The following is a 25477-nucleotide window of genomic DNA, read 5'->3' on the forward strand; positions in this document are numbered from 1 at the left end:
GTCCGGACCGGGGTGGGGATAACCCCCGGCCGGGGAGACGGATCACCCCCATGGCCCCGCCCGCCCCCGACCGGCGAAGCTAGGGGTTCAGCTCGACCGAGAGGGACGGAAGACCGAGATGAAGCCAAAGGACGGCCACGCCGGGGACACCGGTGCGCAGACGCCGGCGCCCGCCGGACGCACCCCGCTGTACGGCGGGCGGATGTGGCGGCAGGTCGGGCGGCTGCTGCTGAACCTGCCGCTGGGGATCGTGGGCTTCGTCTTCACGATCGTGACCCTGTCGGTCGGCCTCGCCCTGTCCGTCACCGTGATCGGGCTGCCGCTGCTGGCAGCCGGCCTGGCCGGCTGCCGGGGCATGGGCGGCTTCGCCCGCGGCCGGGCCCGGTCCCTGTACGGCTCCGGGGTGCACGAGCCGGAGCCGGTGCCGCGCCGGCCGGGCGTCACCGGCTTCGCGATCGCCCACCTGACCGATTCGCTCTCCTGGCGCTCGGCGCTCTACCACGTGCTGATGCTGCCGTGGGGGGTGCTGAGCTTCGCCGTGACCCTGGTCTTCGTCCTGGTCGGCTGGCCGGCCCTGCCCTGGGTGGTCCGCGCCGAGTCGGCGGTGGACCGGATGCTGGTCGAGGTCCTGCTCACCCCGGGCGCGCTGTCCGAGCGGGTGCGGGAGCTGGAGGACGACCGCGGCACCGTCGTCGACACCGCCGCCGCCGACCTGCGCCGGATCGAGCGCGACCTGCACGACGGCGCCCAGGCCCGGCTGGTGGCGCTGGCGATGGACCTCGGCATGGCCAAGGAGCGGCTGCGCGAGCCCGAGAACCCGCAGGACGTGGCCGCCGCCGCGAAGATGGTGGACAACGCCCACGGCGAGGTGAAGCTGGCCCTCCAGGAGCTGCGGGACCTCGCCCGGGGCATCCACCCGGCGGTGCTGACCGACCGCGGCCTGGACGCGGCGCTCTCCTCGGTGGCCGCGCGCTGCACGGTGCCGGAGGGGGTCAAGGTGCACGTCGACCTGAAGGCCCCGGACGGCGGCACCGGCCGGCCGGACTCGGCGGTGGAGGGCATCGCCTACTTCACCGTGAGCGAGCTGCTGACCAATATCTCGAAGCACTCCGGCGCCCGCTCCGCCACCGTGGACGTCTGGCGGGCCGGCGACCAGCTGCTGCTGCTGGTCCAGGACAACGGCAAGGGCGGCGCGGCCCCCTACCCGGGCAGCGGCCTGGCCGGGCTGGCCGAGCGGGTGCGGGCGGTGGACGGGGTGTTCCTGGTGGAGAGCCCGGACGGCGGCCCGACCTCGGTGACGGTCGAGCTCCCCTGGCACACCCGCACCACCCGTCGCTGACCGCTTCCGCCGCCCCGCCCCGCCCCGAGCCGCCCCGCCCCGAGGCCCCACCCACGAGCGGGCGACAACACAATCCCGGACGGCGGCGTCCCGCGAACCCTTGCGCGGTGTGCGGGGCGCCCGCCGTCCGGGGGCTGCAGGACGCCCTACGGCGTCGCCAGGGTGCCGAGGGTGACCTCGGCGGTGGCGCTCCTGCCGTCCCGGCTGTAGGTCACGGTGACCTTGCTTCCCGGCGCGAGCGAGGCCAGGGCGGTGGTGAGCGAGTTCAGCGAGTCGACCGGGGTGTCCCCGATCCTGGTGATCACGTCCCCGGGCTGGAGGCCGGCCGAGGCGGCCGGACCGCCGGCCGTGACGGCGACCACGACGGCGCCGGCCGGACGGTAGTCCTGGTCGAAGTAGGTCCGGGCGGTGATGCCGAGCGCGGCCCGGCCGGAGTTGGTGACCTTGCCGTCCTTGATCAGCTGGTCGGCGATGCTGGTCACGGTGGACGCCGGGATGGCGAAGCCGATACCGGGGGCGGCGGCCCCGTTGGCCTCCGGCTCGGTGGCGGCGAGCGTGTTGATCCCGATCACCCGGCTGTCCAGGTTGACCAGGGCGCCGCCGCTGTTGCCGGGGTTGATGGCGGCCGAGGTCTGCACCATGTTACCGATCACGGCGCCCGGCGAGCCCTCGGTGCGCGGCTCGGAGACGGTCCGGCCGGTGGCCGAGACGATGCCCTGGGTGACGCTGCTGGAGAGCCCGAGCGGGCTGCCCATGGCGAGGGTGATCTGGCCGAGCTCGACCTTGGTGGAGTCCGCGAAGACGGCCGGCCTGAGTCCGCCCGGCGGGCTGCTCAGCCGGATCACCGCCAGGTCGGAGTCCGGGTAGCCGGCGACCAGGGTGGCGTCCAGCGGCCTGGTGCTGCCGGCCAGGGTGACGGCGAAGCTGGTGGCCGTGCCGACCACGTGGGCGTTGGTGACGATGTCGCCCTTGTCGTCGTAGACGATCCCGGAGCCGAGGCCGGTCGCGGTGGTGATCTGCACCACCGAGGGCAGGACGTCCTTGATCACCTTCTGGTAGTCGGACTGGAGCTGGTTGCCGCCGCCGGACTGGGCGGCGGCGCTGCCGGAGGCTCCGGCGGAGGCGGTCGCGGATCCGGCCGACCCCGAGGAGGCGGACGAGGAGGAGGACGAGGACGGGCCGCTGCTGCACCCGGCCACCGCGAGCGCGGTCAGCACCGCGACGGCGCCGGGCCCGAGCAGCCGCCGGTCGACGGCCTTCGGCCCGGTGGGCCGCGGTCCGGCCGGAATCGGACGGGTGGGCTCCTTCTTGCGGTTCACCGGTGACGCCTCCGGATTCCTCAGCACACGGCCGCTCGGGGCCGCTCGGACAGGACGCAGAGATCTTTGTCAGCATTTCACCGAAATGTCCGATTGCTCGGCTCCGACTCGCCCGCGGCACCGGTACGAAACCCGCACACCCTAGGATTCGGCCATGACTTGGTTGATCACCGGCGGTGCCGGATACATCGGCGGGCACGTCGTGCAGCAGCTCCTCGACGCGGGCGAGCGCGTGGCCGTACTGGACGACCTGAGCACCGGTGACCGGGCCCGGCTGCCGAAGGAGGTCGTCCTGGTCGAGGGGTCGACCCTGGACCGGACCGCGCTGGACGCGGCCGTCCGCGACCACCGGGTGGAGGGCGTCCTCCACTTCGCCGCCAAGAAGCAGGTCGGCGAGTCGGTCGAGCAGCCCTTCCTGTACTACCGGGAGAACATGATCGGCCTCCAGACCGTGCTGGAGGCCGCGGCCGAGGGCGGCGTCAAGCGCTTCCTGTTCTCCTCCTCCGCCGCCGTCTACGGCATGCCGGACGTCGACCTGGTCACCGAGTCGACCCCGTGCGCGCCGATGAGCCCCTACGGCGAGACCAAGCTGGCCGGCGAGTGGCTGGTCGCCGCGGCCGGCAAGGCCCACGGCATGTCCACCGTCGCGCTGCGCTACTTCAACGTGGCCGGCGCCGCCTCGCCGGAGCTCTCCGACGCCGGCGTCTTCAACCTGATCCCGATGGTCTTCGAGCGGCTCACCGCCGGCCGGGCCCCGCTGGTGTTCGGCGACGACTACCCGACGCCGGACGGCACCTGCGTCCGCGACTTCATCCACGTCTCCGACATCGCCTCGGCGCACGTGGCCGCGGCGAAGCGACTGGCCGCCGACCCGGCCGGGGAGACCTCCCTGGTGCTCAACATCGGCCGCGGCGAGGGCGTCAGCGTGCGGGAGATGCTGGAGGTGATCGGCAAGGTCACCGGCTACGACACCACGCCGGAGATCACCCCCCGCCGCGCCGGCGACCCGGCCCGGGTGGTGGCCTCGGCCGATCTGATCCACCGCGAGCTGGACTGGACCGCCCGGCACGAGGTCGAGGACATGGTCGCCTCCGCCTGGGAAGGCTGGTGCAGCCGCCACCCGGAGGCCCGCAAGTAGACCGGCACCGGGCGCGGCGGGGGCTCCGGCCCCCGCCCCGTCCGGGTCAGTGCGAGGGCACCGCCGTGCCGTAGAAGGCGTCCAGCGCGTACACGCAGCGGTCCTTGCTGCCGACGAACACCTTCCCGCCGACCGCGACCGGGGAGCCGGTCAGCTCGCCCTTGGTGCCGAGCTCCCAGCGCAGCTGACCGCTGGCCAGGTCCAGGGTGTGCAGCGAGTGGTCCCTGCTGCCGAGGTGGACCAGTCCGTCGGCGACCGCCGGGGAGCCGACGATCTCGCCCCGCGCGGTGTAGCGCCAGCGCTCCCGGCCACCGGCCGCCTCGAGGGCGTACAGCACCTCACCGCTGCCGACCAGCACCACGCCGTCGCCCACCACCACCGGCTCGGCGCCCTGCCGGGTGCCGGTGGCCGCGCGCCAGCGGTCCCGGCCGGTGGCCGCGTCCAGCGCGTACACGGTGCCCAGGTAGTCGGCCACGTAGACCGCGTCGGCGTCCAGCGCCGGCGGGGTGAACAGCACCACCGGGGCCTCGAACCGCCAGCGCTCGGCGCCGCTCGCCGCGTCCAGCGCGTACACCCTGGTCCCGGCCGTCACGTAGAGCACGCCGGCCCGCTCGACCGGACGGGACGGCACGTCCTCACCGACCGGGACCGACCAGCGCAGGCCGGAGCCGCGCGGGTCCACGCAGCGCAGCCGGCCGCCGCCGTAGTAGTACGCCGAACCGGCCACCAGGGCGGGCCCGGACTGCGGGTTCTCGTAGTCCTGCTGGGCGTCGTCGGCCCGCCACAGCTCGGCACCGGTGACCGCGGAGCGCAGCTGGACGCCGCCGCCCCGGACACCGCAGCAGAGCACGCCGTCGGCCGCGTCCAGCGCGTACACCCAGCCGTCCAGCGAGTGCCGCCAGCGCTCGGTGCCGTCCGCGACGTCGACCGTGTAGAGGTGGGGGCCGTCGGCCGCGTGCACCCGCCCGGCGTCCACGGCCAGGGCCCAGGCGACGTCCCGGGTCTTGTAGCGGCGCTGCCCGGACCCGATGTCCAGGGCGTGCACCTCGAAGCTGGAGACGAACAGGGTGCCGTCGGCGACCACGGGGGTGCCCCAGACGTCGTTGGACATCCGGAACCGCCAGGGGCGCCAGCGGGCGGCGCGGGCCGGGGGCGGGGTGATCCGGCGGACCCAGTCCGTCTCGGCGGGCGGCGTGCCCGGGCCGGTCTGTTCGGCGCGCGGGCCGGGACCTATCCGGACCGAGGCCCCGGGCAGCCGGACCTCCGCCTCGTCCTCGCCGACCGGCCGGCGGTGGCGGCTGGGGGCGGAGATCTTCTCGGTGGCGGCCTCGGTGTCCGGACCGAGCGGCGCGCTGTGCACCGGACCGGCGGACGGCGGCGCGTGCCCGGCCACCTGCCGGGTGCGCGGGTCGTCCTGGCCGGGCCGCGGCACCGGCGGCGGGGCGAGGTGCGGGGCGGAGTGCGGGGCCGACCCGTGGCCGAGCTGGTGCTGGTGGTGCGGTGGCACCGGCTGCGGCGGGACGACCTGCGGCTGTGCAACCTGCGGCTGTGCGACCGGGGGCTGCAAGACCGGGGGCGCCGGGCGCCCGCGGCGCTTCTGCTCGATCAGGGCCAGCGCGTTGGGCGGCAGCCAGTCCCCGGCCTCGCCGGAGGCGTCGTCCCGGGAGAACAGGTGCGGGGCCAGTTCGACCTGGATCTGCTCCGGGGTCGGCCGGTGCTCGGGGGCCGGCCGCATGCAGGCCCGCACCAGGTCGACCAGCTCGGCCGGCAGGCCGGAGAGGTCGGGCTGCTCGCGCAGCAGCTGGAACACCGTCTCCACCGGGTTGGCGCCCCGGTAGGGCGGGTGGCCGGTGGCGCAGAAGACCAGCAGCGAGCCGAGCGAGAAGACGTCGCTGGCGCCGGTGACGCCGCGGCTGTCCCTGGCCTGCTCCGGCGACATGTACGCCGGGGTGCCGACCGCGACGTTGGTCATGGTGAGCCGGGTGCTGGAGACCCCGGCGGCGATACCGAAGTCGATCACCCGGGGGCCGTCCTCGACCACCAGGACGTTGGAGGGCTTGAGGTCGCGGTGGACCAGCCCCGCGGCGTGGATGGACTGCAGCGCCTCGGCGATGCCGGCGACCAGCCAGCGCACCGCCCCGGCCGGCAGCGGCCCGCAGTCGGTGACCAGGTCCTCCAGGGACGGCGCCGGCACGTACGCGGTGGCCAGCCAGGGCACCCGGGCGTCCGCGTCGGCGTCGACCACGGCCGCGGTGTAGAAACCACCGACCGTCTTGGCGGCCGCGATCTCCCGTGCGAACCGGACCCGGAACAGTTCGTCCTCCGCCAGCTCCCCCCGGACGGTCTTGATCGCCACCCGCCGGCCGGACGCGGACCGCGCCAGGTAGACCAGGCCCATTCCCCCCGCCCCGAGCCGCCCCAGCACCTCGAAGGGCCCGATCCGCCTCGGATCGTGCGCCGTCAGCTGGTCCACCCGCTGCCACCTCCCCGTATTGAGCACCGCCCGCGTGGTGCAGAGCACCCACCGCGTGGTGCCGGACCCGATTCTCCAATGCCGCCCGGTCCATCTCCAACCTCCCCCGCCCAGACGCCGTCCGGCCTGCGGGCGGGGCCACGGCGCGGTCAGCGGCTCCGGAACGGCCGGATCCTGACGTCCGCTCCGGCCCGGGCTTGCGCCCGACACGCCCGGAGCCACCATGAGGGGCGACTCACACCCCCTGTTACTTCGTCACGCTCCGTTACTCGATAACCCCTCAGCGAAGGGGTCGTCACCCTGTGGCGTCATCGGTGCACGGGGGGGCGTCATGACGCCCTCCGCAGGCCGGTGAATATCCGTCCGAAGGCCCTGGAGCCCCTATACCAACCCCCGGGCGGAGTAATTGTCACATCACCGAATCGCGCCAAGATCGGGCCACGGTAAGCTGACGGCATGACAGGACAAGTTCGCACCGTCGACGGTCGCGTCGCCGGGCGACGCGGACAGGAGACGCGGCAGAAGCTGCTCGACTGCCTCCGCGAGATGCTCAGCACGTCGCCCTATCGGGACGTCAAGGTCATCGACGTCGCCCGTATGGCGGGTACCTCCCCCGCGACCTTCTACCAGTACTTCCCGGATGTCGAGGGCGCCGTCCTCGAAATCGCCGAGGAAATGGCCAAGGACGCCGACACGCTCAAAGAGCTGGTGGCCGGAAAGTCCTGGGCAGGGAAGTCCGGCACGACCACTTCGGAAGAACTGGTCGACGGATTCCTCGCCTTCTGGCGCAAGAACGACGCCATTCTCCGAGTGGTCACGCTCGGTGCCGCGGAAGGGGACAAGCGGTTCTTCAAGATCCGCATGACCGTCCTCAACGCGGTCGCCAAGCCACTCACGGAAGCCGTCAAGGAACTCCAGGCGAAGGGACAGGCCGACAAGTCACTGGATCCGGCCGCCGTAGCCGGGTCACTGGTCTCGCTGCTCGCCTCCGCGGCCGAGCACCAGAAGGCCTTCACCTCCTGGGGCGTCAAGCTCAAGGACCTCAAGCCCAACCTCGCTCCCCTGGTGTACCTGGGCGTCACCGGCAAGAAGGCGCCCAAGTAGACCGGTCCGCACCTACCCGCCCTTCCGCTTCGCGCGCGCCCCGGCCTCCTGTCCGGGGTACGACGGACGGCGGCCGTGTCCTCGGGGGAGGTCCGCCGGCGGTCCGTAGCGCGCCACAGGCATGTCGTGCCGTTCCGGGGCCCCCGCGGGGGCTACAGCGGCCTACGGGCGCCCCGAGGGGCCCGGGCAGCGGCGGACCGGGGCGTCACGGGCAGCGGACGACCTGGCCGGCGTAGGCGAGGCCGCCGCCGAAGCCGAACAGGAGCACCGGGTCGCCGGGCGACAGCTCGCCGCGCTCGACCAGCTTGGAGAAGGCCAGCGGCACCGAGGCCGCCGAGGTGTTGCCGGAGTCCACCACGTCCCGGGCGACCACCGCGTCGGTGATCCCCAGCCGGGACGCGATCGCGTCGATGATCCGCAGATTGGCCTGGTGCGGCACGAAGCCCTTGAGCTCGGACGGGTCGATCCCGGCCCGCTCGCAGGCCTGCCGGGCCAGCGGGGCGATCTGCGTGGTCGCCCAGCGGAACACCGACTGGCCCTGCTGGCTGATCACCGGGTCCCAGCCGGTGATCACCACGGCGTCGCCCCGCTCGGGTTCCGAGCCCCAGACCACCGGGCCGATGCCGGGCTCGGCGCCCTCCTCCTGGGCCTCAACCAGCGCCGCGCCGGCGCCGTCGCCGAAGATCACGCAGGTGGACCGGTCGGTCCAGTCGAGGGTGTCCGACATCCGCTCCGCGCCGATCACCAGGGCCTTGGTGGCCGCCCCGGCCCGGATCGCGTGGTCCGCGGTGGCCAGCGCGTAGGAGAAGCCCGAGCAGACCGTGTTGATGTCGTAGGCGGCCGGGGCGCGGATCCCGAGCCGGGCGGCGACGGCGGCGGCCGTGTTGGGGCTGCGCTCCACCGCGGTGCAGGTGGCCACCACGACCAGATCGACCTCGGCGGCCGAGCGGCCGCTGTTCGCCAGGGCCTTCTGGGCCGCCTCGGTGGCGAGGTCGACGACTGTCTCGTCCTCCGCGATGTGCCGCGTCCGGACGCCGACGCGGCTGCGGATCCACTCGTCGTCGGTGTCGACCAGCTTCGCCAGGTCGTCGTTGGTGAGGACCTTGGGGGGCTGGTAGTGGCCGAGTGCCACGATGCGCGAACCGGTCATACTGCCCACTCAACCCGGTTACCCGCTGGTCAGTCGGGCGCGACCGGCTACAGGATCCGCGCCGGGATGCTGTAGGAGGCCGACAAGGACCGTTGCGGCAGGCGGGTCCCGATCGGACGCGCAAAGACAGTCGTGGACGAACGACCGCCCGGTCCGGGCCGCTCAGGCCGCCAGCGAGCCGGCGTCCCCCATCACGATCACCGGATGGGCGGCCGGGTCGAGAGTGCGGATCAACTCCGCCATCTTGTCCTCCGGCACCGAGACGCAGCCGTGGGTCGGACCGCCGTGGTCGACGTGGATCCAGATCCCGCCGCCCTTGGTCGAGCCGTTGGGGCGGCGCGGGTCCAGCGGGGAGTTCCCGGGTACCCGGTTGTAGTCGATCGCGACGACGTAGTCGAAGGAGCCGGCCAGCTGCTCGCCGGCGAAGCCCCGGCCGGAGACCACGAAGTTCGAGTCCCGGTCGTACGGGAGCTTGCTGCCCGGGTCGGCCTTGCGGCCACCGGCGTCGGTGAGCGAGAAGACGCCGATCGGGCTGCGCAGGTCGCCCTCGTTGTGGTCGGTGGTCCAGCCCTTGAAGGCGTTGTGGCCCTGCCAGGTCTCGCCCGCCAGCCAGCGGCCCTCACCGGTGCGGGTCCACAGCGTGACGGTGCTCCGGTTGGTGTCCTTGCCCTCGCCGGAGGCCAGCACCACCTGGTTGGTGCCGGCGGGTATCCGGCCGGCGAAGGCGGCGCCGAGGCCCGGGATGGCGGCCACCGAGCCGTCGGTGCGCTCGCTGCGGTCGGCGGCGGGGGTCTCGTCCTGCCGGGCGTCGGCGGCCCGGGCGGCCGGGTCGGCGGTCGGCGAGGGCCGGTCGGCCGTCGGCTGTGCGGCGACACCCTCGGCGCCGGGGCCGTCGGCGCTGGTCACCCCGGGCTTGGCGGCGTCCTCGCCGACGGTGAACCAGCCGGCGGCGGCCGCCAGCAGCAGGACGGTACCGGCGGTGACGGCGCGGCCGGTGCGCTTCTTCCTGGGCTTGCGGCGGTGGCCCCGGGCAGCCGCCCGGGGTCCGGGGGCGGCGGCGGTGCTCCGCTGCTGCGGCAGCGGCGCCGCCGGCGGAGCCGGGTCCCGCGGCTCGGGCCGGTACTCGTCCCCGTGGCCGCTCCGGTAGGCGTCCTGGTAGGTGTCCTGGTACCCGCCCCCGTACCCGTCCTGCGGGGCGGCCCGGTACACCGGCTGCTGGTCCGCCGGGAAGGCCGACCCGTCGGCGTACGGCTGGAAGGGCCGGTCGTAGACATCGGGGACATCGGGGACGTCGGGGACATCGGGGCCGGCGGGGCCCGGGTAGCCGTACCCGGCGTCCTGACCCTCGTACACGGTGCCGTATTCCTGCTGGTGCTCGCCGTACGACGGCTGCGGCACCTCCTGCACCGGCTCGTACGACGGGTACGGGGAGGTGCGACGGTGACCGGACATGTGGCCGATCCTGCCAAACGGAGGCCGGGTTGGGAAACCCGGGGGCTGTGCGGGCCCGGTGAAGGGAGCGCGCCGCCCGGGCCGCGGGGGCCCGGGCGGCGGAGCGTGCGTCAGAGGCGCATCGCCTGCGGAGTCTCCCGACGGGCCAGGTCGGGGCCGTCGTACTCGCGGATGACCTCGTAGCGGGTGTTGCGCTCGACCGGGCGGAAGCCGGCGTCCCGGATCAGGCCGAGCAGATCCTCGCGGCCCAGCTTGTTCGGGGTGCCGAAGTTGTCCGCGTCATGGGTGATCTTGTACTCGACCACCGAGCCGTCCATGTCGTCCGCGCCGTGGCTGAGCGCCAGCTGGGCGGTGGTGACGCCGTGCATCACCCAGAAGACCTTGACGTGCGGCACGTTGTCGAAGAGCAGCCGGGAGACCGCGAAGGTCTTCAACGCCTCGGCGCCGGTGGCCATCTCGGTGCGAGCCATCAGCTTGTTGCGCACGACGCCGTCCTTGGAGTCGTGGAAGTCGTGCTGGTAGCGCAGCGGGATGAAGACCTGGAAGCCGCCGGTCTCGTCCTGGAGCTCGCGCAGCCGCAGCACGTGGTCCACCCGGTGGCGGGGCTCCTCGATGTGGCCGTACAGCATGGTGGCCGGGGTCTTGAGGCCCTTGCTGTGGGCGAGCCGGTGGATCCGCGACCAGTCCTCCCAGTGGGTGTCGTGGTCGACGATGTGCTGGCGGACCTCCCAGTCGAAGATCTCCGCGCCGCCGCCGGTCAGCGACTCCAGACCGGCGTCGATCAGCTCGTCCAGGATCTCGTCGGCGGGCAGGCCGCTGATCCGCTCGAACCAGTGGATCTCGGTGGCGGTGAACGCCTTGAGCGAGACGTTCGGCAGCGCGGCCTTGAGCTCCCGCAGCGAGCGCGGGTAGTAGCGCCACGGCAGGGTGGGGTGGAGGCCGTTGACGATGTGCAGCTCGGTGAGGGAGTCGACCTCCATCGCCTTGGCGAGGCGGACGGCCTCCTCGATGCGCATCGTGTACGCGTCCTTCTCGCCCGGCTTGCGCTGGAACGAGCAGTACGCGCACGAGGCGCTGCACACGTTGGTCATGTTGAGGTGGCGGTTGACGTTGAAGTGGACGGCATCGCCGTTCTTCACCGTCCGCACGTGGTGGGCGAGCCCGCCCAGCCAGGCCAGGTCGTCGCTCTCGTAGAGCGCGATCCCGTCCTCCCGGGTCAGCCGCTCCCCCGCGTAGACCTTCGCCTCCAGCTCGCGCTTGAGCCCTGCGTCCATGCGGTGACCCGCCTCCTCCGACTTCGAATCGTTGCCGGAACGAGCGTACGCCCCCACCCGCGTCGACTCGCGGGCAGCCGCCCCGCGCGGGTCAGCCGGCCAGGAGTTCCGCGAGCAGCGCGGGCTCGATGTTGCCGCCGCTCACCACCGCCGCGACGGCCCGCCCGCCGGTCTCGGCGGCCCGGTGGAAGTACGCGGCCGGGGCGACCGCGCCGGACGGCTCGGCGACGATCCGCCCGCGCCGGGCCAGCAGCGCCACCGTGGCGCGGATCTCGTCCTCGCTGACGGTCACGATGTCGTCCACGTAGGCGGTGATGTGCTCGTAGGGCAGCACGCCCACCGAGGGGGTGCGCAGACCGTCGGCGATGGTGCGGTAGGTGTCGGCGACCGGCCAGGTGACCCGCTCGCCGGCCCGCAGACCGGCCTGGGCGTCGGCGGCCAGCTCGGGCTCGACGCCGATCACCCGCACCTCGGGGCGGGTCAGCTTGAGCGCGGCCGCCGTGCCGCCGATCAGTCCGCCGCCGCTGACGGGGACGAGCACGGTGTCCAGCTCCGCCGGGGCGTCGTCGGCGATCTCCAGGCCGACCGTGCCCTGGCCCGCGATGATGAACGGATCGTCGTACGGGGGCACCCAGACATAGCCGTGCCGCTCGGCCAGTTCGCCGGGCACCACGTCCCGCTGCTCCGGCGGCACCACCAGCACCTCGGCGCCGAACGACCGGGTGGCCTCGACCTTGACCGCCGGCGAGGTGTCCGGCATCACGATCACGGCCTTGATCCCGAGCAGTCGCGCGGCGTACGCCACCGCCTGCGCGTGGTTGCCGCTGGACTGGGCGACCACGCCGCGGGCGCGCTCGTCCTCGGTCAGCGCGGCGAGCCGGTTGTACGCGCCCCGGGTCTTGAACGCCCCGGTCGGCTGGAGGTTCTCCGGCTTGAGCCAGAGCCGGCGCTCGCCGTCGGCCGCCCAGGGCGCGGGGACCAGCGGGGTGCGCACCGCGACCCCCTCGATCCGCCGCCGGGCCGCGCGCAGCTCCTCCAGACCGACCAGTGCCATGTCCACCACTCCCCCGTGTGCTCTCGTTCGTCCGGCCCGCCCCGCGGCGGTCACCCGCCGCGGCGGCTATTCGGCGTCGGCGAACGGCAGCTCGCTGACCCGGCTCTCCCACTTGGTGGAGAGTACGACGGTGGTCCGGGTCCGGGCCACACCCTTCGTGCCCGAAATCCGCTTCACCACCGACTCCAGGCCCTCGACGTCCGGCACCCGGACCTTGAGCATGTACGAGTCGTCACCGGCGATGAACCAGCAGTCCTCGACCTCGCCCAGGTCCTTCAGCCGGAACGCGACGTCCTCGTGGTCCGCCGCGTCGGTCAGCTGGAGGCCGATCAGGGCCGTCACGCCGAAGCCGAGCGAGGCCGGGTTGACCGTCGCGCGGTAGCCGGTGATGACACCGGCCTGCTCCAGGCGGTTGATGCGGTCCGTGACGCTCGGGCCGGACAGGCCGACCAGCCGGCCCAGCTCTGCGTAGGACGCGCGGCCGTTCTCCCGGAGCGCCTGGATGAGCTGTCTGTCAACCGTGTCCATATACCGTCCGCGTCCTTCCGAACCTCACCAGACCCACAGATCATTATCCGGATTCAAAGGCGCCATGCTCGCACCAACCCGGATATCGCAGAGAACATACTCTCCTGTCCTGCGGCTCCCCACTCCCCCTCAGGCCGGTCGTTCCGCCGCGCGCGCCGCCCCGCCCAACTCGCCCTCCCAGCGGCGGTACAGCGTGTGGGGCACGCCGACGGCGTCCAGGACCCGTCCGGCGACGAAGTCGACCAGCTCGCGGACGGTGGAGCCGCCGGCGTAGAACCCGGGCGAGGCGGGCAGCACCACCGCGCCCTGCGCGTCCAGCTCCACCAAGTGCTTCAACGTCACCCCGTTGAGTGGTGCCTCCCGGACGCAGACGACCAGCGGACGCCGCTCCTTGAGGGTGACGCTGGCCACACGCTGGAGCAGGTCCTTGCTGAGGCCCAGCGCGATCCCGGCCACCGCGCCGGTGGTCGCGGGCACCACCAGCATCCCCTTCGCCGGGTACGAGCCGCTGGACGGGCCGGCCGCGAAGTCCCCGGCCGGCCAGTACCGGACGTCCTCCAGGGCGTCCGCCGCCGTCCCCAGCCACTGTGCCAGGTCCGCGCGCCAGTGCGCGTCCCGGAAGGCGATACCGGTCTCGTCGAGGATCGTCAGCCGGGCCGCGCGGCTGACCACCAGGTCGACGGACTCCCCGGCGGCGAGGAGGGCTCGGATCACGGACGCGGCATACGGGGTGCCGGACGCGCCGGAGACCCCGACGATCCAGGGGCGGCGCACGGGCTGCTCAGGCTTTTCCATAGTGCTTCCTTTCTATCCCCACCCCGCCCCGGCCCGCCCTGGAAGGATGGCCGCATGGCCCCGACCCTCGTCGACCTGACCCACCAGGTGACCACCGCGATGCCGGTCTACCCCGGCGATCCGGCCGTCCTCCTGGAGCCCGCCCTCACCACCGCCACCGCCGGGGTGAACGTGCTCGCCGTGCACCTCGGCTCGCAGTCCGGCACCCATGTCGACGCGCCGTACCACGTCGACGTCACCTGGCCGACGCTGGACGGCCTGCCGCTGGAGCGCTTCACCGGCCCGGCCGTGGTGGCCGACCTGCGCGGCCTGGAGCCGCGCGCCGAGGTCACCGCAGAACAGCTCGCGCCCGCCCTGGAACTGGCCGGCGAGGGCACCGTCCTGCTGCTCGCCACCGGGTGGGCGCGGCACTGGGGCACCGACGCCTACCTGGCCCACCCGTCGCTGACCGCCCGGGCCGCCGAGGCGATCGTGGCGGCCGGGGTCCGCACGGTCGGGGTGGACGCGCTGAGCGTCGACCCCACCCCCGATCCCGGCCCGGGCGACCCGGCGGTGGCGGCGCTGCTCGCCGACCTCACCGACGAGCACGACCAACCGGCCGCCGAGGAGCCCACGCTGGCGGCCCACCGGGTGCTGCTCGGGGCGCCGGGCGGCGGGGTGATCGCGGAGAACCTGACCGATCTGCGGCCACTGCTGGCGGCGCAGGAGGCCGGGCAAGCGGTCGAGGTGTCACTCTTCCCGCTCCGGCTGGTCGCGGCGGACGGGGCTCCGGTCCGGGCGGTGGCCCGATTGGGGTGAACCCCTCGCCACACTCGGACACTTGGTCTAGACCATCATCGGCGGGCGCCGGTACGCTGTCCGGCCATGGCAGAGATCATCGGAGTCGTCGAGCAGCTCTGGCGCTACCCCGTGAAGTCCACCGGCGGCGAGCGGCTCGACTCCGTCGAGGTGGACGACCGCGGGCTCGCGGGCGACCGCCTCTACGCCGTGCGCGACGGCCAGGGCAGACTCGGCTCCGGCAAGAACACCCGCCGCTTCCGGCGGATGGACGGCCTGCTGCGCCTCTCCTCCCGGCTCGGCCACCGGCTCGACGGCCCCGAACTGTTCGACCCGCTCGGGCAGCCGGTCGCCGACCCCACCGCCTTCCTGCGCGCCTACCTCCAGCGCGAGGACGTCGAACTCGCCCGCGAGGACGCCGTCTCCCACTTCGACCAGCTCCCGGTCAGCGTGCTCACCACCGCCACCCTGGACTGGGTCGCCCGGGCCGTGCCGACCGCCGCGGTCGACGTCCGCCGCTTCCGCCCGAACGTCCTGCTGCGCACCCCGCCGGGGACCCCGCCGTTCACCGAGGACAGCTGGTTCGGCCGGGAGGTCCGGGGCGGTGCCCGCTCGGGCGCCCGGCTCGCCTTCGTCCGCGCCAGCGAACGGTGCGCGATGACCACCGTCGCCCAGCCCGGCCTGCCGCACGCCCCCGAGATCCTCAGGGCCATCGCCCAGGCCCATGACACCCGGCTCGACGCCCTCGCCGAGGTCGCCGCCCCGGGGCGCCTCGGCGTCGGGGACACCCTGACGCTCGGCTGACCGGTCGGCCGCCGCCTCACCGTCCGTCAAATCGCTCGCTCGCTTCGCTACTTGACTGACGTACGCCTATCCTGTCTTACTGTCGTAGGACAGGAGAACAACTGGTGATCGAGTTCGTGCTCGACGGCCGCTCACGGGTGGCCACGTACATGCAGCTGGTCCTGCAGGTGAAGCAGTCGCTGCGGGTCGGACTCGCGCAACCGGGGGACCGGCTCCCCAAGGTGCGCGACGTGGCCCAGGCGCTGGCGATCAACCCCAACACGGTGCTCAAGGCCTACCGGGAGCTGGAGTTGGAAGGGCTCGCCGAGGGCCGGCCCGGCGTGGGGACGTTCCTCGTCCGCACCCTGGCCGGACCCGCCCTGGCCCACCAGGCCGAACTGCGGTCGGAGTTGGTGGCCTGGCTGCACCGTGCGCAGGCCGCCGGACTCACCCGCGAGGACATCACCGCACTCGTCGACACCACCCTGCGAGCCACCCCGGACCGGCCGCCCACCGACGGCGCCGCACCGGCCTGACAGTCATCCTGGGGGAGAACACCATGACGGAATTAGCTCTGCGCACCGAGGCGTTGGGCAAGCGCTACGGGCAGACCTGGGCACTCCAGGACTGCTCGCTGGAGCTCCCGGCCGGGCGGATAGCCGCCCTGGTCGGCCCCAACGGCGCCGGAAAGTCCACCCTGCTCCACCTCGCCGTCGGCCTGCTCCGGCCCGACACCGGGCAGGTCCGCGTCTTCGGACGGGACCCGCGCGACGACCCCGACGCGCGGGCCGACCTCGGCTTCGTCGCCCAGGACACCCCGCTCTACCCGGACTTCACCGCCGACGAGCTGATCTCCATGGGCCGGCGGCTCAACCCCCGCGGCTGGGACGACTCGATCGCCCGCGACCGGCTCACCCGGCTCGGCCTCCCGCTGGACAAGCGCGTCGGCCGGCTCTCCGGCGGCCAGCGCGCCCAGGTCGCGCTGGCCCTGGCCCTGGCCAAACGGCCCCGGCTGCTCCTGCTGGACGAGCCGGTGGCGGCGCTGGACCCGCTCGCCCGGCACGAGTTCATGCAGGCCCTGATGGGCGCCGTGGGCGAGTACGGCACCACCGTCCTGCTCTCCTCCCATCTGCTGAACGACCTGGAACGGGTCTGCGACCACCTGGTGCTGCTGCACACCTCGCACGTCCAACTCTCCGCCCCCGTGGACGATCTGCTCGCCTCGCACTGCCGGCTGGTCGGCCCCAGGACACCCGACGGCGCCGCCGTCCCCGGGGTGGCCGCGGTGATCCGGGCCAGTCACACCGAACGGCAGTCCACCCTGCTCGTCCGCACCGACGGCCCGGTTGACGCGAGCCGCTGGACCGTGCACGAGGTCACCCTGGAGGACCTCGTCCTCGCCCACCTCGGCGCCTCGGCGGGCCCGACCACCGGCCCGACCACCGGCCCGACCACCGGCCCGACCGCAGCGGAGGTGGCCGCATGATCTGGCTGACCTGGCGCCAGCACCGCAAGCAGGCCCTGTGGACGGCCGTGGCGCTCCTCGCGCTCGCCGCCGTCCTGGTCCCCACCGGCCTGGCCATGCGCTCCTCCTTCCAGGACTCCGGCCTCGGCGCCTGCCTGCGCGCACTGGGCCACGCCGAACTCGTCGACAACGGCGGCTGCGAGGCGCTGAGCGAGCGCTTCCGGAACAAGTACGACTCGACCGCCTACCTGGCCGTGCTCCTGGTCCTGCTGCCGGTCCTCGCCGGCGTCTTCCTCGGCGCCCCGCTGGTCGCCCGGGAGGTCGAGAACGGCACCCACCGACTGGTCTGGACCCAGGGCATCAGCCGCCGGCGCTGGATCCTCACCAAGTTCGGCCTGGTCGGCGCGGTCGCACTGGTCCTGTCCGTCGGCTACGCGCTCGGCGCCGCCTGGTGGCTGGAGCCGCTCGCCGACAACGGCCTCGGCCGTTTCCGCTACCTGGTCTTCGACGTCCAGGGCATCGCACCGATCGGGTACACGCTGTTCGCGGTCGCGCTCGGCATCCTGGCGGGCACGATCAGCCGCCGGGTGCTGCCCGCGATGGGCATCTCGCTCACCGCGTTCATCGCCGTCCGCGCCCTGGTCGAGCTGTTCGCCCGCCCGTACTTCCTGCCGGCCAAGACGCTCACCTACGCGATCGACAGCCCGCTGATGGCCAACCGCTTCGCCGGCTCCTGGATCTACCACGAGGGCGTCCGCAACGGCACCGGCGCCCTCGTCCTCCCCGACGGCCGGATCGGCTGCGCCCCCGAGGCCGGCGACAGCGCCGGGTGCCTGGCCCGCATCGCCCAGGACTACGGCCCCGGCCCCCACACCAACTGGCAGGAGTACCAGCCCGCCGACCGCTTCTGGACCTTCCAGGCGATCGAGACCGGGATCTTCCTCGCCCTGACCGTCCTGCTGGTCACCGTCGCCGTCCGCCGGGTCCGCCGGATCTCCTGAGCCCGGGCCGGGCCGGGCACGGGGCCGGCCCGCCGCACCAGCAGGATCAGCGGCGGGCCGGGAGCAGGCACACGGGGTGACCGGCCGGGTCGGCGGAGACGTGCGATTGGCGGTTCTACGGCAGGGCCGAGGACGCCCCGCCCGGATCGGCTCCGGACGGGGCGAGGGGGTTCTACTGCGGGCAGCCTGGCCAGCAGCGCCCACCGGGTGCAGCCGGGGCCGCTGATGGATCCTGACAGCCGGTCGGGGCCGGGTTGACGGCCTCCCCCTGGCACCGGACACAGCGGGGGGTAGCGGGCCATACGCGGGGCCACATTTCGCCGAGGGTGTTCGCGTGGTCGTCCCTGTGGAACGGGTCACGGTTGCACGGGGCTCCGTCGCACCGGCCGGGGCGAGGGCCGCCGCACACGGGCTTGCGAGTGGTTGCCGGGGTCAAGAGCCAGGGTGTAGACAGCCTGGTCAAGCTCCACGAACCCCCACCGCTTCCACGCTGCCTGGAGCTTGGCCACCGCCTCTTCGTCCGGCCGTCGGATCTCCGGATCGTCCGACTCGTACGAACACAGCTCGTCCGGCCCGTGATCATGAATCGGAGCCGGGTAGCAGACGGCCACGGCCCCGGGAACGGCCAGCTGTCGCAGAGCAGCGACCGCCAGGCGCATCCCCACCCCTTTGCCTCGCCACTCGTCCGTGACGTGCACCGACTCCAGCAGCAGCAGCAGCGAGGGGTTCATCTTGGCGAGATCGGGAACCAGCTCGCCGTCCTCGGTGAAGATGACCCGCGGGATTCGGTCGAGCAACCCCGGGTCCGCATCGAACACGGAGCGGGGGTTCGGGGTCACTCTGGGGACCACGCGGGTGATGACGGCGGTGCCGAAAATCCGGGTGTCGGCAGCGGTGTAGAACGATGCCGTCCAACGGTCGGCCTGTACCTTCCAGTCCGCATCCTCGTAGTGCCGTGACTCGTAGGCGATCAAGAACCTGTCCTGGTCTGTCACTTACGCTCCATTGCAGAGAGGGTGACCCCCGCACAAGTCACATGCGGGGGCCACCCAGTGTGTCAGCTCCCCGGCGGCGGAGAGGGCTGCCGATGCGGGTCCACCGGCGACGACGGGGGCGGCGGTGCGGGCTGTTCAGGTCCGGGCCCGCCCGGATGGATCGCCGTCACTTGCCCGTCGGAGTGGGCGGCGGGGTCTCCGGAGCCGGCTTGCCCGCGTGCTTCGGCGGGGGCTTCTCGGCGCCCTTGTGCTTGGACTCGATGACGTCACTGGGCATTGGTGCTCTCCTCTACTTGATGGTGACGGCGGTCGTGGTGTTGGTCTCCGGCGCCGTCGGCCCGGGGGGACGCTCGGTCGGGGTGTTCACGGTGACTACTCCTCACGATGGAGAGATCCGGGGCATCGGACGACGCTCCGGGCCGTACATCGGTTCGGACTGCCCGCCCCGGCCGTCTCACGGAAAGGGCGACCGGGGCAGTCAGTTGCTGTCCCCCACCCCCGCAGGAAAGGGTGTCCCGTCGAACGGGCGGGACGGGGCGAAGCGGTGTCGGAGCGCCCGTCACGTCTGACGGGTCGGCCGTGCACTTTCGCCCACTTCCCGCCGGGGACCAGCGGTGGTGCTCTCGCTGCACCCCTGAGTGCAGCGAGTACCTGCCATGAGGCAGGGGTGGAACCCCATCCGGGCGAGAACCTTCATTCGATCGCCCAGGACGGGAGCTATGGGGATCAGTCCGGGACCTGGCCTCTGTCGCACCGCACGTTCTCGCCGGCTCGCTGCGCCATGGCGCGAAGGGCGGGGTCCGCGGTCTCGTCTCGACTCAGGTTGGCGGCGGCACCGAGATTGGCGGCGAAGTCCAATGCCGCATCGTCGGCGGCGGAGAAGTCCGGGTCGCTCATGCGTTGTCCTTCGAAGGGCGATCGGACCCCCGCCCCGGTCGTCCGCCGATCCGAGTTGGCGCCACCAGGGCGGGGGTTGTGCAGCCCGACGGCACGTAGGCACCACCGGGGTGAGAGGGGTCGCCCTGGTCCGATCCCCGACAGACCTGCGACCAGGACGACCGGCGCGAGCACCACTGGTAGGACAGGCGCCCGTAGCCTCGGTGGTCCGGACGCTCCGCGGCGCCGACCGTGCGCGGCGGTGTTCCAAGTGCCACGGTCAACTCACCTCCGCGGAACTCTCGGCCGCCATGTCCGTGCGCACCCGCTCGTTGACCGTGGCCAGGCGGACGTCCACTCATCGCCGCCACCCTCGGGCCGAAGATGGTACGAGTACACATCCTCGCCAGGGACGTCGACCACCACACCCGTCCGGCCTGTGACCAAGTCGCGCGCCAGATCGCCAAGTTGAGGCCATGTACGGGCAGCCCACCGAGGGGCCTCGCTACGGGGATCGCCCCTTGGGGTCCTACGTCGTCCGCTCATGCAACAGAACGTACGTGGGCGATTACAGCTGAGTATGACTCAGCGGAATACAGTCCTATCCGTCCAGGTGGAAGCGGTCGGACATGCGCCTCAGCCGCTCGCGGGTAGCGCTCCGTTCGGCATAAACGATCTTCCTGAGCGTGGCGCGGGCGATGGGATGGTTGCGGATCAGCTGTGGGGCGATCCGCTCCGCTCTTTCGAGTTCTGCCAAGGCTCGGTCCCGGTTTCCGTCCCACAGCCAGGCCCGAGCCACGTCCATGCAATGGTGGCCGCGCCGCGAGTTCGGCAGCGCCTCGATCTGCGCCGGGTCGGATCGCTCGGCGAGTGCCAAGGCTTGCGAGTGATCCCCCATTTCCACCTGCACGGAGATCGCATGGACCAGGACATTCCCCGGCGAGAAGGTCAGGGAGTGCCGATCGAAGGCCGGCTGCTCAGTGAGCCGACCCGCTGCCTCGCGGGCCTGTCGGATGTGCTCTTCGCAGACCTGCGGATCACCTGCGCGAGCGGCAGAGACGGCGGCCCGCAGATGCAGTGTTCCCCATGCGCGCACGGCCAGGGGGTCACCTGCGCGGTACTGCCCCTCGATCGAGCCCAGCGCCCGATCCGACAGTACGACGGCATCGGACCAGTCCGCACTGGCCCACATGTCCCACACCCGCATCCAGTCAGCTACAGCGGGAAGCACTGGATCACCTGAAAGCCGAGCAGCCCAGGCTGCGCGCTCACACGCCATCGTGACCAGCTCCGGGTGCCCGAGGGCGTGAGCCGACGTATGGGCGAACTTGCAGCACACCGCATAGACCGAGAACGCCTCGTCCCGCTCTCGACCGGTGGACACCTCAGCGAGCGAGCGCGCTTCGCGGAGCATGTCCGGCAGTATCCGCAGGATGGCAACGTTCGATGCCGTGTCCCGGAGCCGGTGGAGGCGTAGCGTGTCACGCCACAGCTCGGCAGACGGACGGGGTTCGCCGTCGAAAACCGGAGTCAAGTCGTAGCGGCGCAGCTCACGCAAGATGCCCGAGGCTGACACCTGCCACTGATTCTCGGACGACTTGCCCGCCACGTACGGACGCTCTATCAGATCGTTGGGATGACAGTGCAGAGCCGCCGCAAGCTGGTTGATGATGCTTGCCCTGTCAAGTTCCACCCTGCCGTTTTCGACCTTGGACACCCACCCTTGGGTTCTGCCCATCGTCGCGGCCAAGTCAGCCTGCGGCATGCCCAGCCGTAGACGTTGGCGCTTCACGCGCTGGCCGATGGTCTCCCGCTCCTCCAGCACCGCTTACCCTCCCTCGTGGCTACAGGGACCGTACCGCGTAAGCCGAAGCACGCCGCGTGGGCTGCGGCCCCACGCTCTGCCGCTGAGCGACGGGGCTTCGTTGCGTCTGGGCCGCGAATCCGACCAACTCGGTGACCAGGGCGCGGGTGTGCCGAACCGTGGTCACCAGGGCGAGCCCTGCAGGATTCGGCCGGTCCGCCTCACGGTCGACCAGGTACACCCCCCGCCCGGGATCGGATCGCCGGCCAGGGATGCGCTGCACGGACATTTCGTACCGCTCGGTGATCCCGGCGCGGGCCAGCACGGCACCGAGTCGAAAGGCCGTCGCGTAAGCGTCGGCCTGGTCGTCACGACTCAAGAGGAGGCGCATGTCGCCCTGAGACCGGGGCGGGCCGGGCACGGGGCCGGTCCGCCCCCTTCCCGGCCCGCCACACAACCGAATCAGCGGCGGGCCGGGAGCAGGCAGAGCGGGTGGCCGGCCGGGTCGGCGTAGACCAGCCAGCCGCCGGCGTCCTGGAGCAGGGTCGCCCCGAGGGCCCGGACGGCGGGGTCGGCGGTGGCGAGGTCGGGCACGTCGACGTCCAGATGGGCCTGCTGCGGGTGCTCCGGGTCCGGCCAGCGGGGCGGGCGGTACCCGGCGACCCGCTGGAAGCAGAGCACCCGGCCGTCGGGGGTGTGCAGGGTGGACCAGTCCTCGCCCAGCGACCAGCGCGGGTCCGGGCGGTCCACCTCGCCGCCGAGCAGCCCGGCGTAGAACCGGGCCAGCGCGGCCGGGTCCGGACAGTCGAGGACGACGCACTGCAGCCGGCCGATCATCGGGGCTCCTCCGGGAGGGACCTGGGTCGGCGGCCGCGGGCTCCGGTGGCCGTGCTGGACAAGCCGACCGAAGATCGTAAACATGCTCGGATGACCACTCCGGACGGATCCGTGCCCGCGCGCCTCGACCGGCTGCGCCGCGCACGCGGGCTGCTCACCCCCGCCGAACTGCTCGACCTCGCCGACCAGGGCGTGACGGTGCTCGACCCGTTCTCGGTGATCGTCTCCCGCCGGGTGGAACTCGGGCCGGAGAACGTGCTCCACCCCGGTGTCGTCATCGAGTGCGACGAGCAGAGCCACTGCGCGGTCGGCCCCGGCAACGTCCTGTACGGCGGCACCAGGATCTCCGCCACCGACGGCGGCCGGGTCACCGTCGGCGCCCGCTCACTGATCGGCGACGGCGGCACCCGGATCCTCGCCGGCGCCCACGAGAGCATCGTCGTCGGCGACGAAGTCCGGCTGACGGACGGCGCCGAGGTGCTCGGCGACAGCCTGCTCGGCCGCGGCTCGCAGATCCTCGGCCGGATCTCCGCCCGCTCGGTCGAACTCGCCGCCGGCCTGCCGTACACCCACCCGGACCCGGACGGCCGCGGCGGCGTCCTCAAGGGACTCGGCCGGGTCTCGGGCGTCCTGGTCGCCGCCGGCGACGTGCTGTACGACATCGGCTACGACCTGAGCGAGACCGAGCCCGAACGCCAGCGGCTGTACCACCCGGAGGCCCCGCGGCTCGGCCCCGGCCCCACGCTGGAGCGACTGACGGCCGAACACGCGGGCGGTGTCCTCGCGTTCGAGCGGGAGAACCGGGACTTCTTCGCCTCCTCGGTGCCCGACCGGGGGGACGAGTACTTCACCCCCGACGGCTTCGCCGACCGGCATCGCGCGCTGCTCGCCGAACAGGCCGACGGCAGCTGCCACTTCCATGTAGTCCTGAACAGCTACGGTCGGATCGTCGGCCGGGTCAACCTGGTGGACGTGGCCGACGGCGGCGCCGAACTCGGCTACCGGGTGGCGGAGGCCGACACCGGACAGGGCGTGGCCCGGGCCGCCGTCGAGCAGGTCCTCCGACTCGCCGCCGGAAGCTACGGGTTGAGCTCGCTCACCGCGGCCTGCTCCCCGAGGAACGAGGCCTCCCGCGCTCTGCTCGCCCGCACCGGATTCGCCGAGGTGGGCGAGCGACTCGTGGACGGCGAGACCGTCGTGGCCTACCGCCGGGCCCTCTGAACGGCGGTTCGACGGCCCGACCGGCGGGCAGCTATCCCGGCATGACGATCCCTCACCGCCTGGTCGGCACCGGCGCCCACAAGGTCCTGGTCCTGCACGACTGGTTCGGAACCAGCGCCGGCTGGGGCCCGTTCCCGGACTACCTGGACGGCTCCGCCTTCAGCTACGCCTTCCTCGACTACCGGGGCTACGGCGACCGCAAGGACGTGGCCGGTGCCTACACCCTGGCCGAGATCGCGGACGACGCGCTCGCGCTGGCCGACCAGCTCGACTGGCCGGAGTTCTCACTGGTCGGGCACTCGATGGGCGGCAAGGCCGCCCAGCAGGTGCTCGCCCAGGCCCCCGGGCGGGTACGGAAGCTGGCCGGGCTGGCGCCCGTTCCGGCCGGCCCGTACCCGATGGACGCGGACGGCGAGACGCTGTTCTACGGCGCCGCCGAGGACCGCGCCAAGCGGTACCGGATCCTGGACCTGGTGACCGGGCAGCGGGCCGGCCGGGTCTGGCTCGACCTGATGGTGGACCGCTCGCTGGAGCTGTCCACCCGGGAGGCCTTCGGCGGCTACGTCCGCGACTGGGCCACCGCCGACCTGGTGGACCGGGTCGCCGGGAACCCGGTGCCGGTCCGGGTGTTCGCGGGCGAGCACGACCTGCTGCTGACCGCCGAGGCGATGCGCGGCACCTTCCTCGCCCACTACCCCAACGCGGAGGTGGCGGAGCTGCCCGGCAGCGGCCACTACCCCATGCACGAGACCCCGGTCGCCCTGGCGGCCGCCCTGGAGGCCTTCCTCGGCGAGTAGCCCCCCCCCGGCGGCTACCCGAGCTGCCGGATCCGCTCCCGGACGGCCGGCGAGGCCTTCTCCCACGACCCGCTGTCGAAGGGCGGCAGCGGGTCGTACTCGGCGTGGAGCTGGATCGCCCGGGCGGTGGTCTCGTCGGTGAGCAGGGCGGCGAGGTGCAGCGCCATGTCGATGCCGGCGGAGATGCCGGCCGCCGTGACGATCCGCCCCTGCCGCACCACCCGCTCGGGCGTGTAGGTGGCGCCGTGGGCGGCGAGTTCGCCGGCGGCCGCCCAGTGCGTGGTGGCGTCCAGGCCGTCCAGCAGCCCGGCGGCCCCGAGCAGCAGCGCGCCGGTGCACACCGAGGTGGTGAACCGGGTGGTCGCGTGCGTCCGGCGCAGCCAGTCGAGGAGCGCGGCGTCCGTCATCAGCGGCCGGGTGCCGTGCCCGCCCGGTACGAGCAGGACGTCGCAGGTCCCGACGTCCGCCCGGCCGGTGGGCACCTCCAGCCGCATCCCGCCGATGCTGTCGGCCACGACCCCCTTCTCGCCCGCCGACACGAACCGCACGGTGGCGCCCGGCAGGTGGCCGAGCACCTGGTACGGGCCGATCGCGTCCAACGGCTCGAAGTTGTCGAAGAGCAGGATGACGATGTCCATGCGCCGCAGCGTAGGGGCGGGACCGTACCGGAGTCCGCCCCTGCGCTGCGGATTCACGAGAACGAGTGGTCTGCACCACTCGCCTTTACCGGAGCGCATCCAACTCCGCGCCGAGGGCCGCGCGGATCGGGTCGTGGGCGGGGGTGAGGGCGTGCGCCGGGTCGGTCCAGCGGTCGTGCGGGTAGAGCCAGACCGGCAGCCGGACGAGGTCGGCGGGCTCCCAGTCGTAGCGGGGCCAGACGTGGGCGTGCAGCATCGGGTCGGTGTTGCCGAGGATCTCCAGGTTGACCCGCCGGAACGCGGGATCGGCCGCGCGGCAGGCCCGTTCGACGGCCTCGCCGAGGCGGTCGAGGTCCTCCAGGTAGGCGAGCCGACGCGGCCGGGGCAGGTCGGAGAGCCGCTGCACGCCCGGCTCGTCGGTCAGCAGGATCGCGTACCCGGGCAGGAACTGCACGTCCCCGATCACCGCGAAGCCGGACTCCAGCCGCCGGACGACGGTGGGGTTCTCCCCGCGCAGCGCGCTGCCGACGCGGTCGGACTTCCAGTCGTTCTCGTTCTCGTTGTCGATCACGGGCCGAGGCTAACGGCCCGTGGACGCGGAACGCCCGGCCGGGAGGTCCCGGCCGGGCGAGTGGATCCGAGGCTGGCGGATCCGAG

General features: G+C 72.9%; 24 protein-coding genes. 10 read left to right on the forward strand and 14 right to left on the reverse strand.

What is annotated here, in order from left to right; translation table 11 throughout:
• The first annotated feature begins 118 nt into the window (after nucleotides 1-118).
• Nucleotides 119-1339: a sensor histidine kinase gene (locus SM793_RS08840; protein ID WP_413815899.1), complete on the forward strand. Its 1221-nt coding sequence runs from the start codon at nucleotides 119-121 to the stop codon at nucleotides 1337-1339.
• 146 nt (nucleotides 1340-1485) lie between these two features.
• On the opposite strand, the gene SM793_RS08845 is transcribed toward SM793_RS08840, so the two are convergent.
• Entirely contained in the window at nucleotides 1486-2580 is a 1095-nt protein-coding gene (locus SM793_RS08845; protein WP_413815901.1) for a S1C family serine protease, read from the reverse strand.
• A gap of 232 nt (nucleotides 2581-2812) precedes the next feature.
• Between SM793_RS08845 and galE the strand changes: the two genes are divergently transcribed.
• Nucleotides 2813-3796 carry a UDP-glucose 4-epimerase GalE gene (gene galE / locus SM793_RS08850; protein ID WP_320437512.1) on the forward strand — a complete coding sequence of 328 codons (984 nt, stop codon included), beginning with the start codon at nucleotides 2813-2815 and terminating at the stop codon, nucleotides 3794-3796.
• A gap of 46 nt (nucleotides 3797-3842) precedes the next feature.
• Here the strand turns inward: galE and SM793_RS08855 are convergent, their stop codons facing one another.
• The gene (locus SM793_RS08855) at nucleotides 3843-6269 is read right to left on the reverse strand and encodes a serine/threonine-protein kinase (protein ID WP_320437513.1); all 2427 of its coding nucleotides are present in this window, start codon (nucleotides 6267-6269) and stop codon (nucleotides 3843-3845) included.
• A 456-nt stretch (nucleotides 6270-6725) separates the two neighbouring features.
• Between SM793_RS08855 and SM793_RS08860 the strand changes: the two genes are divergently transcribed.
• Nucleotides 6726-7373, forward strand: a complete 648-nt coding sequence (locus SM793_RS08860) for a TetR family transcriptional regulator (RefSeq protein ID WP_320437514.1) — start codon at nucleotides 6726-6728, stop codon at nucleotides 7371-7373.
• A 205-nt stretch (nucleotides 7374-7578) separates the two neighbouring features.
• On the opposite strand, the gene SM793_RS08865 is transcribed toward SM793_RS08860, so the two are convergent.
• From SM793_RS08865 to SM793_RS08890, 6 genes are all read right to left on the reverse strand, one after another.
• On the reverse strand, nucleotides 7579-8523 hold the full coding sequence (locus SM793_RS08865; protein WP_320437515.1) for a beta-ketoacyl-ACP synthase III: 945 nt from the start codon (nucleotides 8521-8523) through the stop codon (nucleotides 7579-7581).
• Nucleotides 8524-8685: 162 nt separating this feature from the next.
• The gene (locus SM793_RS08870; RefSeq protein ID WP_413815900.1) at nucleotides 8686-9975 is read right to left on the reverse strand and encodes a L,D-transpeptidase family protein; all 1290 of its coding nucleotides are present in this window, start codon (nucleotides 9973-9975) and stop codon (nucleotides 8686-8688) included.
• Nucleotides 9976-10085: 110 nt separating this feature from the next.
• Nucleotides 10086-11249: an aminofutalosine synthase MqnE gene (gene mqnE, locus SM793_RS08875; protein ID WP_320437516.1), complete on the reverse strand. Its 1164-nt coding sequence runs from the start codon at nucleotides 11247-11249 to the stop codon at nucleotides 10086-10088.
• Between the two features lie 91 nt (nucleotides 11250-11340).
• Complete coding sequence (locus SM793_RS08880; protein WP_320437517.1) at nucleotides 11341-12303, reverse strand: threonine/serine dehydratase; 963 nt, start codon at nucleotides 12301-12303, stop codon at nucleotides 11341-11343.
• 66 nt (nucleotides 12304-12369) lie between these two features.
• Nucleotides 12370-12831: an Lrp/AsnC family transcriptional regulator gene (locus SM793_RS08885; RefSeq protein WP_320437518.1), complete on the reverse strand. Its 462-nt coding sequence runs from the start codon at nucleotides 12829-12831 to the stop codon at nucleotides 12370-12372.
• A gap of 129 nt (nucleotides 12832-12960) precedes the next feature.
• Complete coding sequence (locus tag SM793_RS08890) at nucleotides 12961-13626, reverse strand: UbiX family flavin prenyltransferase (protein WP_320437519.1); 666 nt, start codon at nucleotides 13624-13626, stop codon at nucleotides 12961-12963.
• A gap of 54 nt (nucleotides 13627-13680) precedes the next feature.
• On the opposite strand from SM793_RS08890, the gene SM793_RS08895 reads away from it, so the two are divergent.
• The 5 genes from SM793_RS08895 to SM793_RS08915 all read left to right on the forward strand — a co-directional run bounded on the left by SM793_RS08895 (nucleotide 13681) and on the right by SM793_RS08915 (nucleotide 17652).
• The gene (locus SM793_RS08895) at nucleotides 13681-14424 is read left to right on the forward strand and encodes a cyclase family protein (RefSeq protein WP_320437520.1); all 744 of its coding nucleotides are present in this window, start codon (nucleotides 13681-13683) and stop codon (nucleotides 14422-14424) included.
• Nucleotides 14425-14490: 66 nt separating this feature from the next.
• Nucleotides 14491-15207, forward strand: coding sequence for an MOSC domain-containing protein (locus tag SM793_RS08900; protein WP_320437521.1), 717 nt, complete (start codon nucleotides 14491-14493; stop codon nucleotides 15205-15207).
• 104 nt (nucleotides 15208-15311) lie between these two features.
• The gene (locus SM793_RS08905) at nucleotides 15312-15722 is read left to right on the forward strand and encodes a GntR family transcriptional regulator (RefSeq protein ID WP_320437522.1); all 411 of its coding nucleotides are present in this window, start codon (nucleotides 15312-15314) and stop codon (nucleotides 15720-15722) included.
• Between the two features lie 23 nt (nucleotides 15723-15745).
• A complete protein-coding gene (locus SM793_RS08910; protein WP_320437523.1) occupies nucleotides 15746-16672 on the forward strand; it encodes an ABC transporter ATP-binding protein in 927 nt (308 codons plus the stop codon).
• Entirely contained in the window at nucleotides 16669-17652 is a 984-nt protein-coding gene (locus tag SM793_RS08915; RefSeq protein WP_320437524.1) for an ABC transporter permease, read from the forward strand. The genes SM793_RS08910 and SM793_RS08915 overlap by 4 nt, the downstream gene beginning before the upstream one ends.
• A 356-nt stretch (nucleotides 17653-18008) precedes the next feature.
• Here SM793_RS08915 and SM793_RS08920 read toward each other — a convergent pair whose 3' ends face one another.
• The 4 genes from SM793_RS08920 to SM793_RS08935 all read right to left on the reverse strand — a co-directional run bounded on the left by SM793_RS08920 (nucleotide 18009) and on the right by SM793_RS08935 (nucleotide 22164).
• Nucleotides 18009-18647 (reverse strand): hypothetical protein, encoded by a 639-nt coding sequence (locus SM793_RS08920; RefSeq protein WP_320437525.1) that lies wholly within the window; start codon nucleotides 18645-18647, stop codon nucleotides 18009-18011.
• Between the two features lie 726 nt (nucleotides 18648-19373).
• The gene (locus SM793_RS08925; protein WP_320437526.1) at nucleotides 19374-19544 is read right to left on the reverse strand and encodes a hypothetical protein; all 171 of its coding nucleotides are present in this window, start codon (nucleotides 19542-19544) and stop codon (nucleotides 19374-19376) included.
• 580 nt (nucleotides 19545-20124) lie between these two features.
• On the reverse strand, nucleotides 20125-21348 hold the full coding sequence (locus SM793_RS08930) for a helix-turn-helix transcriptional regulator (protein ID WP_320437527.1): 1224 nt from the start codon (nucleotides 21346-21348) through the stop codon (nucleotides 20125-20127).
• A 441-nt stretch (nucleotides 21349-21789) separates the two neighbouring features.
• The gene (locus SM793_RS08935; RefSeq protein WP_320437528.1) at nucleotides 21790-22164 is read right to left on the reverse strand and encodes a VOC family protein; all 375 of its coding nucleotides are present in this window, start codon (nucleotides 22162-22164) and stop codon (nucleotides 21790-21792) included.
• 90 nt (nucleotides 22165-22254) lie between these two features.
• Here SM793_RS08935 and SM793_RS08940 point away from each other — a divergent pair, with 90 nt between their 5' ends.
• Both SM793_RS08940 and SM793_RS08945 read left to right on the forward strand, forming a co-directional pair.
• Nucleotides 22255-23385: a GNAT family N-acetyltransferase gene (locus SM793_RS08940; protein ID WP_320437529.1), complete on the forward strand. Its 1131-nt coding sequence runs from the start codon at nucleotides 22255-22257 to the stop codon at nucleotides 23383-23385.
• Between the two features lie 41 nt (nucleotides 23386-23426).
• Complete coding sequence (locus SM793_RS08945) at nucleotides 23427-24182, forward strand: alpha/beta hydrolase (RefSeq protein WP_320437530.1); 756 nt, start codon at nucleotides 23427-23429, stop codon at nucleotides 24180-24182.
• Between the two features lie 14 nt (nucleotides 24183-24196).
• Here the strand turns inward: SM793_RS08945 and SM793_RS08950 are convergent, their stop codons facing one another.
• Nucleotides 24197-24820, reverse strand: coding sequence for a DJ-1/PfpI family protein (locus SM793_RS08950; protein ID WP_320437531.1), 624 nt, complete (start codon nucleotides 24818-24820; stop codon nucleotides 24197-24199).
• A gap of 85 nt (nucleotides 24821-24905) precedes the next feature.
• Entirely contained in the window at nucleotides 24906-25391 is a 486-nt protein-coding gene (locus SM793_RS08955; RefSeq protein ID WP_320437532.1) for a diadenosine tetraphosphate hydrolase, read from the reverse strand.
• Nucleotides 25392-25477 lie beyond the last annotated feature (86 nt).

Origin of the sequence: Kitasatospora purpeofusca (assembly GCF_034043715.1) — a bacterium.
Taxonomy (GTDB): Bacteria; Actinomycetota; Actinomycetes; order Streptomycetales; family Streptomycetaceae; genus Kitasatospora; species Kitasatospora purpeofusca_A.

What these genes read in the sequence shown, in the direction of transcription:
- SM793_RS08895 (WP_320437520.1), top strand. Translation starts at nt 13,681, where the DNA reads ATGGCCCCGACCCTCGTCGACCTGACCCACCAGGTGACCACCGCGATG.
- SM793_RS08925 (WP_320437526.1), bottom strand. Translation starts at nt 19,544, where the DNA reads ATGAGCGACCCGGACTTCTCCGCCGCCGACGATGCGGCATTGGACTTC.
- SM793_RS08915 (WP_320437524.1), top strand. Translation starts at nt 16,669, where the DNA reads ATGATCTGGCTGACCTGGCGCCAGCACCGCAAGCAGGCCCTGTGGACG.
- SM793_RS08940 (WP_320437529.1), top strand. Translation starts at nt 22,255, where the DNA reads ATGACCACTCCGGACGGATCCGTGCCCGCGCGCCTCGACCGGCTGCGC.
- SM793_RS08840 (WP_413815899.1), top strand. Translation starts at nt 119, where the DNA reads ATGAAGCCAAAGGACGGCCACGCCGGGGACACCGGTGCGCAGACGCCG.
- SM793_RS08890 (WP_320437519.1), bottom strand. Translation starts at nt 13,626, where the DNA reads ATGGAAAAGCCTGAGCAGCCCGTGCGCCGCCCCTGGATCGTCGGGGTC.
- galE (WP_320437512.1), top strand. Translation starts at nt 2,813, where the DNA reads ATGACTTGGTTGATCACCGGCGGTGCCGGATACATCGGCGGGCACGTC.
- SM793_RS08910 (WP_320437523.1), top strand. Translation starts at nt 15,746, where the DNA reads ATGACGGAATTAGCTCTGCGCACCGAGGCGTTGGGCAAGCGCTACGGG.
- SM793_RS08945 (WP_320437530.1), top strand. Translation starts at nt 23,427, where the DNA reads ATGACGATCCCTCACCGCCTGGTCGGCACCGGCGCCCACAAGGTCCTG.
- SM793_RS08885 (WP_320437518.1), bottom strand. Translation starts at nt 12,831, where the DNA reads ATGGACACGGTTGACAGACAGCTCATCCAGGCGCTCCGGGAGAACGGC.
- SM793_RS08860 (WP_320437514.1), top strand. Translation starts at nt 6,726, where the DNA reads ATGACAGGACAAGTTCGCACCGTCGACGGTCGCGTCGCCGGGCGACGC.
- mqnE (WP_320437516.1), bottom strand. Translation starts at nt 11,249, where the DNA reads ATGGACGCAGGGCTCAAGCGCGAGCTGGAGGCGAAGGTCTACGCGGGG.
- SM793_RS08935 (WP_320437528.1), bottom strand. Translation starts at nt 22,164, where the DNA reads ATGATCGGCCGGCTGCAGTGCGTCGTCCTCGACTGTCCGGACCCGGCC.
- SM793_RS08870 (WP_413815900.1), bottom strand. Translation starts at nt 9,975, where the DNA reads ATGTCCGGTCACCGTCGCACCTCCCCGTACCCGTCGTACGAGCCGGTG.
- SM793_RS08880 (WP_320437517.1), bottom strand. Translation starts at nt 12,303, where the DNA reads ATGGCACTGGTCGGTCTGGAGGAGCTGCGCGCGGCCCGGCGGCGGATC.
- SM793_RS08900 (WP_320437521.1), top strand. Translation starts at nt 14,491, where the DNA reads ATGGCAGAGATCATCGGAGTCGTCGAGCAGCTCTGGCGCTACCCCGTG.
- SM793_RS08950 (WP_320437531.1), bottom strand. Translation starts at nt 24,820, where the DNA reads ATGGACATCGTCATCCTGCTCTTCGACAACTTCGAGCCGTTGGACGCG.
- SM793_RS08865 (WP_320437515.1), bottom strand. Translation starts at nt 8,523, where the DNA reads ATGACCGGTTCGCGCATCGTGGCACTCGGCCACTACCAGCCCCCCAAG.